At 41.0% G+C, this 16685-nt stretch carries 13 protein-coding genes and 2 pseudogenes; 9 read left to right on the forward strand and 6 right to left on the reverse strand.

From position 1 onward, the window contains the following. Nucleotides 1-129 precede the first annotated feature (129 nt). Nucleotides 130-684: pseudogene (locus IQ246_RS09325) on the forward strand (HNH endonuclease); the annotation flags it as partial. 155 nt (nucleotides 685-839) lie between these two features. On the opposite strand, the gene IQ246_RS09330 reads toward IQ246_RS09325, so the two are convergent. Continuing rightward, the gene (locus tag IQ246_RS09330) at nucleotides 840-2720 is read right to left on the reverse strand and encodes an ABC transporter ATP-binding protein (RefSeq protein WP_194002276.1); all 1881 of its coding nucleotides are present in this window, start codon (nucleotides 2718-2720) and stop codon (nucleotides 840-842) included. Between the two features lie 250 nt (nucleotides 2721-2970). Here IQ246_RS09330 and IQ246_RS09335 point away from each other — a divergent pair, with 250 nt between their 5' ends. The 4 genes from IQ246_RS09335 (at nucleotide 2971) to IQ246_RS09350 (ending at nucleotide 7341) form a co-directional block, all read left to right on the forward strand. Further along, nucleotides 2971-3492: a GNAT family N-acetyltransferase gene (locus tag IQ246_RS09335; RefSeq protein ID WP_194002278.1), complete on the forward strand. Its 522-nt coding sequence runs from the start codon at nucleotides 2971-2973 to the stop codon at nucleotides 3490-3492. Between the two features lie 560 nt (nucleotides 3493-4052). Then, nucleotides 4053-5075, forward strand: coding sequence for a tetratricopeptide repeat protein (locus IQ246_RS09340; RefSeq protein ID WP_194002280.1), 1023 nt, complete (start codon nucleotides 4053-4055; stop codon nucleotides 5073-5075). Nucleotides 5076-5415: 340 nt separating this feature from the next. Further along, a complete protein-coding gene (locus IQ246_RS09345; protein WP_194002282.1) occupies nucleotides 5416-6429 on the forward strand; it encodes an NAD(P)-dependent alcohol dehydrogenase in 1014 nt (337 codons plus the stop codon). A 471-nt stretch (nucleotides 6430-6900) separates the two neighbouring features. Beyond that, a complete protein-coding gene (locus IQ246_RS09350; protein WP_194002342.1) occupies nucleotides 6901-7341 on the forward strand; it encodes a hypothetical protein in 441 nt (146 codons plus the stop codon). Nucleotides 7342-7437: 96 nt separating this feature from the next. Here IQ246_RS09350 and hpf read toward each other — a convergent pair whose 3' ends face one another. Further along, the gene (hpf, locus tag IQ246_RS09355; protein ID WP_194002284.1) at nucleotides 7438-8088 is read right to left on the reverse strand and encodes a ribosome hibernation-promoting factor, HPF/YfiA family; all 651 of its coding nucleotides are present in this window, start codon (nucleotides 8086-8088) and stop codon (nucleotides 7438-7440) included. Nucleotides 8089-8732: 644 nt separating this feature from the next. Between hpf and lipB the strand changes: the two genes are divergently transcribed. Further along, nucleotides 8733-9386: a lipoyl(octanoyl) transferase LipB gene (gene lipB, locus IQ246_RS09360; protein ID WP_208492089.1), complete on the forward strand. Its 654-nt coding sequence runs from the start codon at nucleotides 8733-8735 to the stop codon at nucleotides 9384-9386. 24 nt (nucleotides 9387-9410) lie between these two features. On the opposite strand, the gene IQ246_RS09365 is transcribed toward lipB, so the two are convergent. Then, on the reverse strand, nucleotides 9411-10172 hold the full coding sequence (locus IQ246_RS09365) for an amino acid ABC transporter ATP-binding protein (protein ID WP_194002286.1): 762 nt from the start codon (nucleotides 10170-10172) through the stop codon (nucleotides 9411-9413). A gap of 198 nt (nucleotides 10173-10370) precedes the next feature. Here IQ246_RS09365 and IQ246_RS09370 point away from each other — a divergent pair, with 198 nt between their 5' ends. Continuing rightward, nucleotides 10371-11876, forward strand: coding sequence for an ABC transporter permease subunit (locus tag IQ246_RS09370; RefSeq protein WP_194002288.1), 1506 nt, complete (start codon nucleotides 10371-10373; stop codon nucleotides 11874-11876). Between the two features lie 105 nt (nucleotides 11877-11981). Here the strand turns inward: IQ246_RS09370 and IQ246_RS09375 are convergent. The 3 genes and pseudogenes from IQ246_RS09375 to IQ246_RS09385 all read right to left on the reverse strand — a co-directional run. Further along, nucleotides 11982-12431, reverse strand: a pseudogene (locus tag IQ246_RS09375) (transposase); the annotation flags it as partial. 1 nt (nucleotide 12432) lies between these two features. Beyond that, nucleotides 12433-13476, reverse strand: a complete 1044-nt coding sequence (locus IQ246_RS09380; RefSeq protein WP_244141969.1) for a WG repeat-containing protein — start codon at nucleotides 13474-13476, stop codon at nucleotides 12433-12435. 64 nt (nucleotides 13477-13540) lie between these two features. Then, nucleotides 13541-13825, reverse strand: a complete 285-nt coding sequence (locus IQ246_RS09385; protein WP_194002290.1) for a DUF427 domain-containing protein — start codon at nucleotides 13823-13825, stop codon at nucleotides 13541-13543. A 338-nt stretch (nucleotides 13826-14163) separates the two neighbouring features. Here IQ246_RS09385 and IQ246_RS09390 point away from each other — a divergent pair, with 338 nt between their 5' ends. After that, nucleotides 14164-14382: a hypothetical protein gene (locus tag IQ246_RS09390; RefSeq protein ID WP_244141970.1), complete on the forward strand. Its 219-nt coding sequence runs from the start codon at nucleotides 14164-14166 to the stop codon at nucleotides 14380-14382. 634 nt (nucleotides 14383-15016) lie between these two features. After that, nucleotides 15017-16681 carry a glycosyltransferase family 39 protein gene (locus tag IQ246_RS09395; RefSeq protein ID WP_194002292.1) on the forward strand — a complete coding sequence of 555 codons (1665 nt, stop codon included), beginning with the start codon at nucleotides 15017-15019 and terminating at the stop codon, nucleotides 16679-16681. Nucleotides 16682-16685 lie beyond the last annotated feature (4 nt).

A 16685-nucleotide genomic window follows, 5' to 3' on the forward strand; every position in this document is an offset into this window, starting at 1 on the left:
TTTAGCGATCGCTTGAATGTGTTCTTGAAGAGCTTGTTTTTGTTCTGGGGTCATCGCTAAGTAAATACACTCGTCTTACTTATCCTGACTGATTTTCGCTTTCTTTGCAAAAAACTGGGATGCTCCCTCAAAGAGTTTCTTAAAAAAGACCCATCAAGATTGGAAAGAATCTTGATGCAAGCTAAAAGACCATTGGCTGATGCAGCCGCAGTCAACACAACCAGATTTGCATTGCTGGAAGTTTTAAAAGCAACTGGACTACCAGTAGAAACAGGTTCAGGAGGTCTAACAAAGTTTAATCGTAGTCAGCAAAAGCTAGAGAAAACACACTGGATTGATGCGGCTTGTGTTGGAGAATTAACCCTAGTTTTAATTATTAAAGGAGTCAAACCATTGTTAATTACTGCTAATGGTCACGGCACTAGACAATTATGCCGCACTGATAAGTTTGGGTTCCCAAATCGTCATTGCTCAAGAATTAAGTTTCACTTTGGTTTTCAGACAGGCGATATTGTAAAAGCGATTGTAAAAACTGGTAAAAAAGCTGGTGTACATATTGGAAGAATTGCAACTCGTGCAACTGGAAGTTTTAATATCTCTACTAAAAATGGATTAATTCAAGGAATTAGCCACAAATATTGTTCAGCAATTCACAAAAAAGATGGTTATTCGTATGCACAATAAAAGATTTAAAAATTACTCAACTGTCTCCCTCACGGTTTCTGCTATGCAGAAAAATGTTCAGGAAACGTTTCGTAATTTCTTTCCCATTCCTCTCACCGCTAATCTGAGTACAGATATAGCGGGAGTCTCCTGGGAGGTTTAGATGATACTTTTGGCTAAGTTCCCAACATCTGCAAGTTGTGCAAAGTCGCGTAAAGTCCACCTTGTTGCAACAGTTCTTCGTGACTTCCCTGTTCGATTAATTCACCTCGCTTTAAAACAAAGATTCGATCTACATTGCGAATCGTAGACAGGCGGTGAGCGATAATAATGGCGGTACGTCTTTGCAAAAGCTGATTTAATGCCTCTTGAATCAAAGCTTCTGTCCCAACATCTAGACTAGCAGTCGCCTCATCTAACACCAGAATTTCTGGATTGCGAATAGCAGCACGTGCAAAGGCTAAAAGCTGCTTTTGTCCACTAGAAAGATTTGTACCCCTTTCTCTGAGTTGAGTGTTGTAGCCTTGAGGCAATTGTTCAATAAACTCAGCAATGTTGGTGCTTTCTGCTGCTTGTTTAATTTCCTCAATGGTGTATTTGTCTCCTAAGCTTATATTGCCTTTGACATCACCAGCAAACAAAAAGCCTTCTTGTAAAATTACTGCCATATAGCGGCGCAGTTCTGCCTGTGGTACTTCCCGAATATCTACGCCATCCACTAAAATGCGTCCTTGAGTGGGTTCGTAGAGGCGGCACAAAAGACGGATGATAGAACTTTTACCTGCACCTGTGGGGCCGACTAATGCAACTTGTTCACCAGGATGAATGGTGAAATCTAAGTCTTTAATTACGTAATCATCGTTTTTGTAAGCAAACCAGACGTGATCAAAGCGGATTTCTCCCAGTTGCGGTGGAGTATTGAGGTTTGGAGATTCTAGAGAGACAGCTAACTCGTCTATGTAACCGAATTTAGCATCAAATATTGAGAAGCGCGGATTGGTGCGATCGCGTATTTCTATCGGTTCATCTAAAATATCGCCCACCCGTTCAATAGCAGTAAATCCAGATTGAATTACAGTGAATTTTTCGGCAAAATCTCTTAAAGGGTCAAATAAACGCTGAGCATACAACACAAATGCAGATAAAACCCCGAAAGTCAAGTTTTCTTTTAAAAGTAACCAACCACCCATCCACAGTACACCTGCAATAGCAATCAGTCCAATCCATTCTAAGGTTGCTGAAACAGCTGAATCATAAAAGATGGTTTGATCTACTTCCGCTGTGTAATTCTTGTTCTTGATCCGAAATAGTTCAGCATTAAATTTTTCTCGTCGGAATAACTGTACTACATTGATGCCAACCACATTTTCTTGTAGCTGTGAGTTCAAGATAGAAAGTTCTTCCCGAACTTTATAATTTGCTTGGCGGTACTTTTGCTGAAAGTAAACAATTACCCAGGTAACTGGTAATAGCATCAACAGCAACAAGCAAGCAAGTTGCCACTGTATAGAAAACATTAAACCTGTAATCACCACCATCAAAAATAAATCGGATACAATACCGATCGCCCCGGTGGAAAAAACATCTCCTAACACTTCCACATCGCTGGTGAGTCTGGTAATTAATTTACCTACAGGAGTGCGGTCAAAAAAACGCACTGCTAGAGATGTGACATGGTGAAATAAGTCTTTGCGAATTTCTGCGGTGATTTTTTGCCCTAGTGTCTGTACCAGATAACCCTGAATACCTGTCAATGCGAGTCGTACAATAATTGCAAGTAGCAATAATCCTTCCAGGATATGTAATCCTTGCAAGAAGGGGCGATTCCTGAGAAACTCGTAGGTACTAGGTTCATTGCGAATTAGGGAGATTACCTGTCCAATCAACAATGGTTGTACGGCGTTAGCTAGTGCGATGGGCACAAGTAGGATCATTGATAGCACCAGCAGCCGTCTACTACGACGGGCATAAGGTACTAAACGCAGAAATAACCGCCAGTCATTTTCGCGCCTACGGTCTTGGGTGTAAGATTTTTTGAGAGGTTGGGAGATGCTCATAATAGGAGCATTATATTAATTTTTACAATCAGAAAAATACGCTTTTTTAAAGTAGCGATACCTTCTCTAGGAGACATTACGCTAACGTACATCTTATCTGATACCATGCCTGAGATAGAAACTGCAAGACTACAACTTAGACCGTATACCCTAAAACTTAGATGTAGTGTACTATGCTATCTTGCGATCGCAATGGCAACCAGACGATTCTCTATACATTTTGCGAACTTGAATTGACATTAAAGTTACTATGGCTGACATAGAAACCCCACGACTACAACTAAGGCAATTCATTTTAGACGACTTTGATAACCTGTTTCGCCTCTACAGCGATGCCGAAGTTATGAAGTATCTATCGCTTAGAACAAGAGAACAAACACAGGCAAGCTTACACAAACATATCCAACACTGGCAACAACACAACTTTGGAATGTGGGCAGTAATACACAAAGATAGTAGCAAACTGATTGGTCGTTGTGGACTTGGTTTCCTGGAAAATACGCCAGAAGTTGAGCTTGGTTATGTATTTGACAAGTCCTATTGGAACATGGGACTGGGGACAGAAGCTTCTCAAGCTACTTTGCAGTATGGTTTTAAAGAATTAAAGCTAGAGCGAATAGTGGCGATCGCTAAACCGGATAACATCGCTTCAGTACGTGTCATCCAGAAAATTGGAATGAAGTATCAAAAGAATGCTCACTATTACGGTCATGATGTAGTGTACTACGCTATTTCGCGCTCAGAATGGCAGCCGGATGATTCGCTAATTTAATATCTATTAAAGTCAAATAGGCTACAAAATCTACACTATCGCCTTCATCTAAAATTAAAACTTTAGTACATAAATTTACATTTATATTTAAAATATAACGTGTATATACGCAACAAGGGTATTAACGCAGAGTCTTGTAAGCGGTAGAGGAGTATGAGCGTCAAATCCTAAAGAATAAGGTGATAATTTTTACCTTACCTCCTTACCGCTTTCCCTAAAGCTATAACATTTTGCCTTTCAGTTGTGACGCTCTCCCGCTAACCGCAAGCAGTGTAGACGGGAGCATCTGCAAACTTCTTCCTTCGTTGATAAACTTAGCGTTCCTATCCCCCGTCACCGCCACAGTCGCAGACTTGGCGGGAGTACCCCGGAGGTTTAGATGGAATTTGTAGTTATTGCTTCTTGAATACAGTTATAAATATGCAATAATACTACACTTCTCTATTTACGTCTTATATCTAAAGGTAGAGAATAGTGGTTAAATCCAATTGGGAAACCTTATATAAGCTCATTCCCAAGAGGTATCCTGCCCATTTATCTCCAATGCACCCGAGGTTCAGATGACGCAACCTTTAAATCCAGTCAAAGAATGGGAACAACGTCGTAATCAAGCAAACCGCTATTACAAGCGGGGTAATTTTCAAGAATATCTGGATCTAACAACCGAGAATTTACATTTAGCTAGAACAATTCCAGATCGAGCTAGAGAAGGTTATGCATTGAACGACATCGGTTTAGCTCACCTTGGTTGCTGGCAACCTCAAAGAGCATTAGAGTATTTTCATCAAGCACTTTCAGTTGCTCAAGAACTGAGCAACGCACGAGCACAAGCGATCGCACTCAGCAATCTAGGTTCTACTTACAGTCGTCTTGGACGCTTTTCGCAAGCGCTGGAGTATTTTGACAAAGCAGTTCAAATCTTCAGGAAATTGCAAGACACTCAAGGTGAAGTTTCGACTCTCAATGATGTGGCGCTGATCTATACCAGGTTGGGAGAACCGAAACGAGCTTTGTTGCTACAAAACCAAATTTTGGCGATGCGTCAATTGCTAGGAGACATTTCTGGTAAAGCAACCACGCTAAATGGCATTGGGTTTGCATACAGCGCCTTGGGTAAGTTTGAGCAAGCTCTAGAATTTTTCCAACAAGCAATCCCAATTCAACGAGCCGCCAAGAATTTGCTTGGTGAAGCAACCACCTTGAACAATATTGCCTCTATCTATACTGATTTAGGCAAACCTAAACAAGCACTATTGCTTTACTATCAAGTTCTTTTGACACGTCGCTCCCTAAACGATCGCTCTGGTGAAGCAACAACTATTCACAACATTGGTTTTACCTACGCTGTTCTCGCGGAAAATCGGCAAGCATTGAAGTTCTACAAACAAGCCATTACAATTTATCAACAATTGGACGACTGTCTTGGAGAAATTTCAACTTTGCTAAATATGGGAAGCCTTTACGCCACAACTAGACGCAAAAAATTAGCGCGATCGTGCTATCAAAATGCTCAAGAATTAGCCGAACAAATCGAATATCAGCCACTCCTGGAAAAGGTACAGCATTTCATGGATTCTCTTTAAGCTCGACTTTATCCATTTTTACGAAACCCAAAACCTGACGCTAAAACCATTGTGGAAAGATAGTTTTAGTTTTTGGACTTGAGCGCAAATCAGTGATGTGGAAAAAGTATTTGCCAAAAAGCCAGGGGTTTTGCCGAATCAAGAAAGCCGAGTTCTTAATTTTGGATAAAGTCGAGCTAAAGTAGAAACGCGATTAGACTCTAACAATCAGCCCTCACCGCTCTTGGAGCGTCTACGCATCTCTACAAGATTAAAGGGTCAAAAGTCAAAAAAAAGTTTGACTTTTGACTGTTGACCGCGATGATAAAGGGTATATTTACTAGTTGCGTAAATCCTACCCATGAAAGCTTACGAAATTCACAGCAACGCAGGGATTGATGCTCTCGCATTAGTTGATCACCCTGAACCAAAACCCAATGCAGGCCAAGTTCTGATTAAAGTAAAAGCAACATCTCTGAATTACCGCGATTTGCTTGTCATTGAAGGAGCCTACGGTTCTGGGCTGAAATATCCACTGATTCCCATGTCTGATGGTGCGGGGGAGGTTGTGGCGGTAGGAAAAGGTGTCACACGAGTGAAAGTAGGCGATCGCGTAGCTGGTATCTTCTTTCAAGACTGGATTTCTGACTCTTTGACTAAAGAGAAAATGAAATCGGATCTGGGAGGCGGTATCGATGGCATGTTAGCTGAGTATGTTGTATTACACCAAGATGGATTAGTAATCTTACCTAACTATCTATCTTATGCAGAAGGTGCAACCTTACCCTGTGCAGCCGTCACAGCTTGGCATGGATTAGTGACAAAGGGCAATATTAGCGCTAGTGATAGTGTTTTATTGCTCGGTACTGGGGGAGTCTCGATTTTTGCACTCCAGTTTGCAAAGATACACGGTGCAAGAGCGATCGTCACGTCTAGCAGTGATGAAAAGTTAGCACAAACGAAACAGCTTGGTGCTGACGAGACGATTAACTATAAAACAACGCCAGAGTGGGAAAAGCAAGTTTACCAATTGACTAATCGCATCGGTGTAGATCATGTGGTAGAAGTAGGCGGTGCAGGTACTTTGCCAAAATCGTTACAAGCAGTTCGTATTGGTGGACGTATTAGCTTGATTGGTGTTCTGTCTGGCACAGGGAGCGAGATTGACCCCATGCCAATACTCTTTAAGAGTTTAACAGTTCAAGGTATTTATGTCGGCAGTCGGGAAATGTTTGAGGCAATGAATCAAGCAATGCAAGAGCATCAAATCAAACCGATTATTGATAAGGTTTTTCCCTTCACTGAAGCAAGAGAAGCTTATCACTATCTCAAAAGTGCTGCTCACTTTGGTAAAGTAGTAATTCAGATTGAATAATCATCTCATATTACTTATACCCCATATAATAAAAGTTTTTGAGTCGCTTTTGCTATGCCAAGTTACCAACAGATGATAATTAATTTACCTTATTGAGCGATAAGTCTAATGCTTACTGATTTCAAAAAGAGCGATAATTATTATTGAAATACTTTTCTGATAAACCGAGATCAGCCTAGATACACCTAGTTGCTCTTTTTGCAAAGACGGATATAGCCTTCTTTACAAAAGTGTGGTGGGAGTCTGGGTAACATGTGAAAGTAACTAACACAGATGTATAGGATTCCTATTTGATTTTTGAAAGAACTGCGTACACTTCTAACTCCCTTTTTTCCCATTCCCTATCCCCTATCCCCCATTCGGTGTCTCTACAAGTCAGTTCACGAATCAAATCGGATTACTATATTAATTTTTAGTGTGTATGTGATTCAGGCAATTTTTTTGAGAGTAGTTACACAAAAGGAGGTTGAGATGAGTCGTCTTCTTCATGAAAAGTCAGTCTCATATAAAGGATATCTCATCATTCCATTTCTTTTTGGCAAAGCGGACAATTACGAAATTTATTCGTATAGATTACTATCAGACATTGGGCATAAAAGCCAATTTCACAAGGCCGAGAATCCAGCAGGCATCTATGGCAATAGCATTAATAATATCGTTGATATTGCCAAAGAGCATATTGACAAACATTCAGAATTTAGCCATCAAGAGGATAATTTTAAGTCACGATATATTTACCGCAATAATTTGATTATCGTCTTTCAAGAAGCGGGTAAATATTTTTACGACCATTATCCACCAGAATTATTAAATAATATTGCCGCACCAAAATTATTCAAATCAGAATATGAATGTTTAAGTTGGATTAAGCAAGGACTTGATGGACGATACACACGGCAAATACCAAGATAAAAAACTCCATCAATAAGGGGATGGGGCATGGGGCATGGGGCATTGATTTTTATTCACCTTGTCAGTCACCAGTTACCAGTCCCCAGTCCCCAATCCCTATTTATTCGAGTGCGATTTTTCTGGCATGACAATATTAGCGTGGGTTGCCTTGTCATTCTTGCCGTTGGTTTGACCGTTACCGTTGCGGGGTTGAATTACACCATAACCGCCGTGGTTGCGTTCGTAAATTACATTAATCTCCCCAGTTTCAGAATTGCGGAACATATAAAAGTCGTGCCCTACTAGTTGGAGTTGTTCTAAGGCTTCTGCAACAGTCATTGGAGGCATGGAAAAATATTTGGTGCGGACAACCTCGCTGGGCAGTTCGGGGGTGCGATCGCCAATTAAATCTGTTACCACCGACTCCCCAGCCACTACTTCGTTGGTAGGCTGGGCATGAGTTTTCTGATCTTGACGCCGTTCTTTGTATTTACGCAGTTGACGGGCAATTTTATCTGCAACCAAGTCAATACTGGCGTATAAGTTTTCGCTGCTTTCCTCGGCACGGATGACGCTACCATTAGCATAAATCGTTACTTCAGCCGCTTGTCTAGGATTAATTCGCGGATTGCGGGCTACGCTAAGATGCACATCCACTTCATTTGTGATGTTCTGAAAGTGACTAACTGCTTTTTCAATTTTTTGATGCACATACTCCCGAATCGCATCGGTAATTTCTATATTTTTGCCGTGGATGACAAGCTTCATGTAAACTCTCCCGCTGAATATGTGATGTATGAATTTGCTTTGTATGAAAAGAAGTTGCGGTAAGGTCTATCAATGCCGCCAAAACAAATTGTGAACTATTTTTATGTACTGCTGGTACGCTGTCTCTAAAGATTGGTGCATCTTAGTTTTTGTTAAGTATATCTTCGATTGACCTTCTGATCTCTGCGCTGTTTGCCAACCGCTTGCAAATCAATTGGATGCCGACGCAGAAATTTAGGATGAGGTAGTCTGAGCGATAGCTCCCATGACTACTTTCTTCACTAAGTAACGCTTAAACAACTGTTGGTGGTTGATTTTTCTGTGTTCCAAGAAGTTCGCTCGCTGTTGATAAAGAACACAAGTCTTTTTGGAATGTTTGATCCTGTTTGAGATGCAAACAATACTCTTAGAGTCATCAGCCAGTGCATTCATTCCTATTGTCTTGGCGTGATGATAATTGTAGAGAATTCCTCCCAACACCTATTGAGGTTATATATTCAAGCTAGCACTTTGTGTTTTCTAATGCTGGTTCCCTTGACTTTCCTTTAAAATCCTTTGCATAGCTTGACATTTGTTGACTTAAGCCTTGTGACTTGAAATATATTTCCTCCCAATACTAGTTGATTTTTAGCATTATCCATAGTATGAAGACGCACCAAAACCGTTGTTTGTTATATAACCAGGGACTAATGCCTTACGTAGATGCTCATGCATGGCAGCGATCGCTTCTCACTGAGCGCATCAATGACCCCAGTCTAGATGACGTGTTAATTTTGCTAGAACATCCACCCGTCTACACTTTAGGACAGGGAGCAAGCGCAGAATTTCTCAAGTTTGAGATTGACAAGAGTAAGTATGATGTGCATCGAGTTGAAAGAGGTGGCGAAGTCACTTACCATTGTCCTGGTCAACTGGTAGGGTATCCGATTTTAAATCTGCAACGTTATCGTAAAGACCTCCACTGGTATTTACGGCAACTCGAAGAAGTATTAATTCGTGTACTAGCAATTTATGGGTTGCAGGGAGAAAGAATTCCGGCTTTTACTGGCGTTTGGTTACAAGGACGTAAAATTGCCGCTATTGGTATTAAAGTCAGTCGTTGGATTACCATGCACGGCTTTGCATTAAATGTGTGTCCAGACATGACCGGCTTTGAGCGTATTGTACCCTGCGGCATTTCTGATAAACCTGTAGGCAGTTTAGTCGAATGGATTCCAGGTATCACTTGTCAAGAAGTGCGTTCTGATGTAGCTAGTTCCTTTGCAGAAGTGTTTGGTGTGGAATTAGTCGAATTGTAGGTGTTGGTATGTCACAGGAAGTCTTTAATTACGAATTATTTGAAGGCGACTTAGGAAAAGACGCAAGCGATCGCTTTGTGGATTGCTTAGAACTTCATTAGCTGGGCCTTGTTCTGCCACAATACCTTGATCTAAAAATATCACCCGATTTGCTACTTCTTTTGCAAATTGCATTTCATGGGTGACAATGACCATTGTCATACCTTCTGTTGCTAATTGTTGCATTACTTGCAAAACTTCGCCGACGAGCTCCGGATCTAAGGCGCTGGTAGGTTCGTCAAATAGCATGATTTGCGGGTTCATACACAAGCTCCGGGCTATGGCTACCCGTTGCTTTTGTCCTCCAGAAAGTTGTTCGGGATAACTAGATGCTTTGTCAAATAAACCAACTTTTTCTAGATATAACCCTGCAAGTTGGGCGCTTTCTTTCGGTGTTTTACCTAAGACTTTACGGGGGGCGAGTGTCATATTTTCTAGGACACTGAGGTGGGGAAATAGGTTAAATTGCTGGAAAACCATGCCTACTTGTGTCCGCAGTTGCCGCAGTTGGCTATAGTCTACAGTGGGTCGGGATATATTGATACCATTGACTACTAAACGCCCGTTGTTAATGTTTTCTAGCCGGTTGAAGCAGCGTAGCAGGGTACTTTTACCACACCCGGAGGAACCGATAACTGCAACGACTTCTCCCCGGTTGATTTCGCCTGTGATTCCTTTGAGGACTTTTAGGGAGCCAAAGTTTTTTTCGATAGTTTCAAAAATGATCGCGGGGGTGGTATTGTTCATGGGCTGTGTCAACTACTTTATAGCATTTACGCAAAACTCTTTAAAACTCTAATTCCTTTGTGTACTTTACGTCCTTCTCTAACGAGACGCTGCGCGATTGCGGTTCGTTTTTTGATAATTTGGCATCAGTCCTGCTCTAAAGTTAATTGTAATATTTGAAACGAATTGCAAAGAACGCGAAGGAAGAAATGAAAGAGTATGGCTGGATTTAGTTTTGGGCGTTGGCTGCGCTTATGTGTAGTTATAAGTTTTAGTTGTTTGTTACTGGTTGGCTGTGGTGTGAATCCTAGTGCGGAGAAAACTCTACGGGTTGCTACCGAACCGGCTTTTCCACCTTTTGAGTTTCAAGGGAAAGGTGGTGAGTTGCAGGGTTTTTCTTTTGATTTGATGAATGCAATCGGAACTGCTGCTAACTTCAAAGTGGATTTTCAAAGTCTGCCTTTTGATGGTATTATCCCAGCTTTGCAAGGCAAAACGGTAGATGCGGCGATTAGTTCGATCACGATTACAGACGAACGAGCAAAATCTGTTTCTTTTTCTCGTCCTTATTTTAAGGCTGGGTTGGCGATCGCCATCCGCGCAGATAATCAAAATATTACTGGCTTTAACAATCTCAAGAATAAAAAAATTGCAGTACAAATTGGCACAACTGGTGCTGCAAAAGCTAAGAGTATTTCCGGCGTGCAAATCCGCAGCTTTGATTCAGCACCTTTAGCTCTGCAAGAATTGCTTAATGGTAATGTAGATGCGGTAATTAATGATGCACCAGTTACTTTATATGCCATTAATACGGGCAATCTCAAGGGCATTAAAGTAGTAGAGCAACTACTGACTGAGGAATTTTATGGGATTGCTACAGCTCAAGACTCGCCTTATTTACCACTGATAAACAATGCTTTGGATCGGGTGCTGAAAAATGGCACTTATTCCCAAATTTACCAAAAATGGTTTAAAGCCGATCCCCCATCATTGCCAGCCAAATCACCATTTGAAAATCAAGCTGGCGCTGAATTACCGACAATATTTACCTCAATTGGCGTGATTGTGCAGTCTTTTCCGGCTCTATTACAAGGTGCTTTGGTGACGCTGCAATTGACAATACTTTCTGTGGTGCTGGGTTTGGTTGGAGGTTCCTTGATTGGAATTGTCCACCTTTCTCATGTTGCACCTGTGCGTTTACTGGCGCGGGCGTATGTGGATTTTTTCCGGGGAACGCCTTTGCTGGTACAAATTTTTATGATTTACTTTGGATTACCTGCAATTTTGCAAGAACTTGGTTTAACTTTTACCTTTGATCGCTTAGCTGCTGGGGTAATTGCCTTAAGTTTTAATAGTGCTGCATATATTGCAGAAGTTGTCCGTGCAGGGATTCAATCAATTGAAGTAGGACAAGCAGAAGCTTCACAGTCGCTAGGTTTGAATTCTGTGCAAACTATGCGCTACGTGATTTTTCCTCAAGCTTTCCGGCGGATGATTCCACCGTTGGGTAATGAGTTTATCAGTTTGTTGAAAGATACGAGCTTAGTTTCTGTAATTGGATTTGAAGAATTGGTACGCAAAGGACAGTTAATTGTCGCTGACAACTATCGCGCTTTTGAAATTTACGCGGCTGTAGCGGTGATTTATTTATGTTTGACGGTGCTTTCTTCACAGGCATTTAGTCGCTTAGAAGTCTGGATGAATCCGATAAAACGTAATTTTTAACCCGCATTCCATTCGACCTCACCAAATCGCGTTGCTCCCGCCCGTCGGAGCGGCGGTTTGCGCCGCTCTGTTAGCGACGCAAGAGCATCACTTTTCAAGACAAACATCCATCACCCACTGCATAAATGGCTCACCGTCAAAACCGCCATCCACCCAAAGGGTTGTCAAACGAGATACTTGCTGCTGAGACTGTTTGACCCGTTTGAGAACTTGTTTGCCCCTTCCCTTCGGGACGTTAACGCGAACACGCTCACCCACACTGGCGGCCGTAACCAAGACTCGCAAGACTAGCCCCAAGGTATCAACCGTCAGAAATCGCTTGCGTCCTTTAATTTTCTTGCCCGCATCAAAGCCCACAGATTGACTCACCATTGCGGCACTCTTTACGCTTTGACTATCGATGATCGCCTCCGATGGACTGCGATCGCGCTGTTGCTCAATCCGAGTCCAATTTCGCAGACTATCGTGAATGTTCAACCACGTACCGTTTTTGCGCCAGTTGCGAAAATATGTGTAAACTGTCTGCCATGCGGGGAAGTTGCCCGGTAGCGATCGCTCAATTTGTAGGATACCAAACAAACTGTCCCACCTTATTGATATAGCCAGCTTTACCGCCAACATATACTAATGCCAATCCTGAAGTAAAATTAAGAGCTAAATCAAATTGAGATGGAATGACTATTTTGCCATTAGTATTAATGTAGCCATACTTATTGTCAATTTTGACAGCAGCTAACCTTTGAGAAAAACTTGTTATTCTATCAAAGCGTGGCTTAATTGCTATCTGCCGGTTGGGTGCAATATAACCCCATTTATCGCCAATTTTAACTACTGCTAATCCTTCGGTAAATTCCCAAGCCTGTTCAAATTGTGGTTCAATTACCATTACACCCGCTTGGTCGATATAGCCCCATTTATCACCAACTTGAACTGCCGCTAAACCTTCCGAAAATCTCAAAGTTTCATCAAATTGTGGCTTAATAACTAACTTACCATTGGAGTTAATATAGCCCCATTTATCGCCAAGTTCAACTGCTGATAGTTCTTCATAAAAATGCCTTGCATCATCAAATACTGGCTTAATAACTATCTTTCCTGATGGGTTGATATAACAGTATTTTTCATCAATTTTAACAGCCGCTAATCCCTGATTAAAAGCTAAAGCCTGATTAAATTGCGGTTTGATAACTATTTTGCCGTTAGTATCAATGTAGCCGTGTTTATAATCAATTAATACTAATGCTAATCCACTTGAGAAAGCGTAAGCCAAACGAAATTGCGGTTTGATAACTATTTTACCCATCTCGTCGATATAGCCGTATTTATCATCAAGCTTAATCTGCGATCGCCCATCGATAAAGTTCCAAGCCAAATCAAACTGTGGTTCGATAACTATCTTTCCAGTTTGGTCAATAAAACCATATTTGCCATTCTTAATAACCCGAAATAATGGACTTGACACCCGCTTAGATTCTAATGTATTTGATGTTTGTTTATATTGACCAGGGAGATTTAATGCTTGCATTTGCTGCTGATGAATACCAGTTATTCCACTTAAACTAAAGTAAGGTGGGCATTGCAATGCCCACCCTACAAGCAACGTATTATTTGCTGTAGTCTACTCAAGTAATTCCCAGGATATAGAAGACTTGTGGTAACTGCTATTAAGCCTCAACCTTTACACCTTTCCAGAAGGCAACATAGCCTTCAATATTTTTAGCCTTTTCCTTGGCACTGGGATAGTACCATGCGGCGTCTTTGTTGACTTGACCATCAACATCGATACTGTAGTAGCTGGCGACACCTTTCCAAGAACAAGTGGTGTGGGTGTTAGTTTCTTGGAAGTACTGCTTGTTAATGGCATCAGCAGGAAAATAATGGTTGCCTTCCACAACTACGGTGTTATCGCTCTCAGCTAAAACAGTTCCATTCCAAATTGCTTTCGGCATAAGTGACCTTGTGAATAAAGTTTACATATAACATTTTGACACTTCTACGGCTTCAAGCCTTGGGATTATATATGTAGTAATCCGATTTGATTCGTGAACTGACTTGTAGAGACACCGAATGGGGGATAGGGGATAGGGGATAGGGAATGGGAAATGGGAAAAAAAGGGAGTTAGAGGTGTACGCAGTTCTTTCAAAAATCAAATAGGAATCCTATATAGAGATAAAAAACACAGATGTCCTTCTGTTGTAGTATGACTTTGACGATCGCTAAGCTTTGGCGTAATAGAATTGGTGACAATTGAAGTAATTTCCACATAACCTAATCTGTAGTGAAGTTATGGAACTTGTGACGCTGACGGCTGTTGTAACTGCGATCCCTACCACACTTTGGACTAAAGCACTGGAGAAAACAGGCGAAAATATTGGTGATGGTACATGGACGCTAGGCAGCAATTTAATAGAAAAGCTCCGCCAGAAGAACAAATCGCCATTACTCACCAGTGCTGTTGAGGGAAATGAACCGCAGCGATTAGATTATGGCCAAGCAGTCCGTTGAGTGAACTGGCGTTCAATAGTCAATAGTCAATAGTCAATAGTCAATAGTCATTCTGGACTCTGAAATGCGTGACTTTTGACAGCCTAAACGCTCATAGTATGCAAGTTTATTTGCGTAATAGCTTTTCAAAACATGAGTCCCTTTCTCCTTTCCCCTTTAACCGAACTGTATTGAGCGCTGTCTCACTGCAAAAGCGTCTACAGTATGACAGACAGATTTTTTTATAAGTGATTAACTGGACAAATATCACACCTGTCCCAACAACAGTCTGGGAATCCATGATCCTGTGGCATAATTAACCGCAGGGTTTAACCCCCCACCCCAAAAACCTTGATTTTGCGCTGTTCACTTGCCTGAAATAAATTTCGGGCTAATAGCCCAAGTACGTTTTAACGCACTGGAATCAAGGCAGATTGTGACTAATAGGTTTAACTGCTCAATCGATTCGCCCACAATATCCTTCAAGTTATGGGCGGGTGATGGTGCTAATTGAGAATGCTGCAAGATATGAGGTTAGCGATGTTTAATGAATAGGCTCCGCTTGATGTTTTGGCGATGTTTACGAGCGTAGATGCAGCACTTCATCCAGTCGGCTTAAGTAGATTATTTGGACAATTTTTTGGGAAACTTAGTTATGCGCCATCTCAAACTTGGCCCGAGTTGGTTGCGTTTTTTAATTGTATTTTTGTTGGTGATGAGTATATTGTTTCGCTTTGTTAATCTTGATAGCAAAGTTTACTCGCATGATGAAACTTATAGCTCATTACGAATTTCTGGCTTTACAACAACTCAAGTAAAACAGCAAATTTTTAATGGTCTGATTATTGCTAGAGAAAGTTTTGCTAAGTTTCAAGGTGTCAATCGAGAAAAAAACTTAAATGACACGATTATGACTTTGGCAACGGCAGATTCTCAACATCCACCACTTTATTACCTAATAGCTCGATTGTGGATGGAAATCTTTGGCAATTCGGTGACAGCTATTAGAAGTTTGTCTGTCTTGATCAGCTTTTTGGTTTTTCCTTGTGTTTATTGGCTATGCCAAGAGTTATTTAATGTGCCGTTATCAGTATCTGGTATAGCGATCGCACTTATGGCAATCTCTCCAATTCACTTAGTATATGCCCAGGAAGCACAAGAATATATTCTCTGGTTAGTCACCATATTACTATCTAGTGCTTCATTGCTACGAGCACTACAGTTGGAATCAAAAGATAAAGACCAATTAACAAAAGAACAGCACCGATCAGATCGCTTCGCCACCTGGAGCATTTATGCCGTAACCTTAGCGCTGAGTTTTTACACATTTTTGTGGAGTGGATTTGTGGCAATTGCTCATGGAACTTATGTAATAATCACAAACCGATTCAAGTTAACTGAAACTGTCAGAGCTTATTTACTAGCATCACTAGTGGGTTTTTTGGCATTTATGCCTTGGATGGCAGTTGTAATAGCTGATTTTTTCCAATTTTTGATCTCAGCAGATGTGACCAAAAATCAGTTATCTTTAGAGCCTGTATTTCCCTTTTTGCTGATGCAGTTAAGCAGGATTTTTTTGGATTTAAACTTTGGCTGGGAAAATCCACTTAGTTCTTTAATTGCAACAGTTTTTGTCATTTTGGTGGGGTATTCAATTTATTTTATTTGTTATACAACTAACTACAAAATTTGGCTTTTTATTCTGACGTTGATTGTAGTGCCAGCACTACCTATAATGCTGCCTGATTTAATTTCTGTGAGTATCAGATCAGCTTCTGAACCGTATTTAATGCCAGCTTATTTGGGTATTCAATTGGCTGTTGCTTACTTGCTAGCTACGCAACTATATAATAGCAGCGGGTCACGCCATAAAAACTGGCAAATAATCATAGGACTGCTGATTATTTGTGGTGTGGTTTCTTCTAGGGTAAGTTCTCAAACAGACACTTGGTGGAATAAGGGTATGAGTTATGGAAATCCCCAAGTTGCCCAAATCATCAATCAGACTCCTAGCCCACTGTTAATTAGTGATGCTTCTGGCATTAACTATGGGAATGTCTTTTCTCTAAGTTATCTTTTGGAACCCAAAGTCCGATTTTTGTTGATGCAAGACCAACGAATTCCCAAGATTCCTGATGGGTTTACTGATGTGTTTTTGCTCAATCCTTCATTTGACTGGCGTCAAGTAATAGAAAAAAGGTATGACTTGAAGACGGAGATTGTTTACAGTGACAATTATTATTCAGTCTGGAAATTAACTAAACCTCGCAGCTTGCGCCGACGCGATATCCCCAGCAAAAATAAATTCTCTACTGCTTGACAGC

The sequence above is a fragment of the aff. Roholtiella sp. LEGE 12411 genome, assembly GCF_015206995.1.
In the GTDB taxonomy this organism is placed as follows: Bacteria; Cyanobacteriota; Cyanobacteriia; order Cyanobacteriales; family Nostocaceae; genus Komarekiella.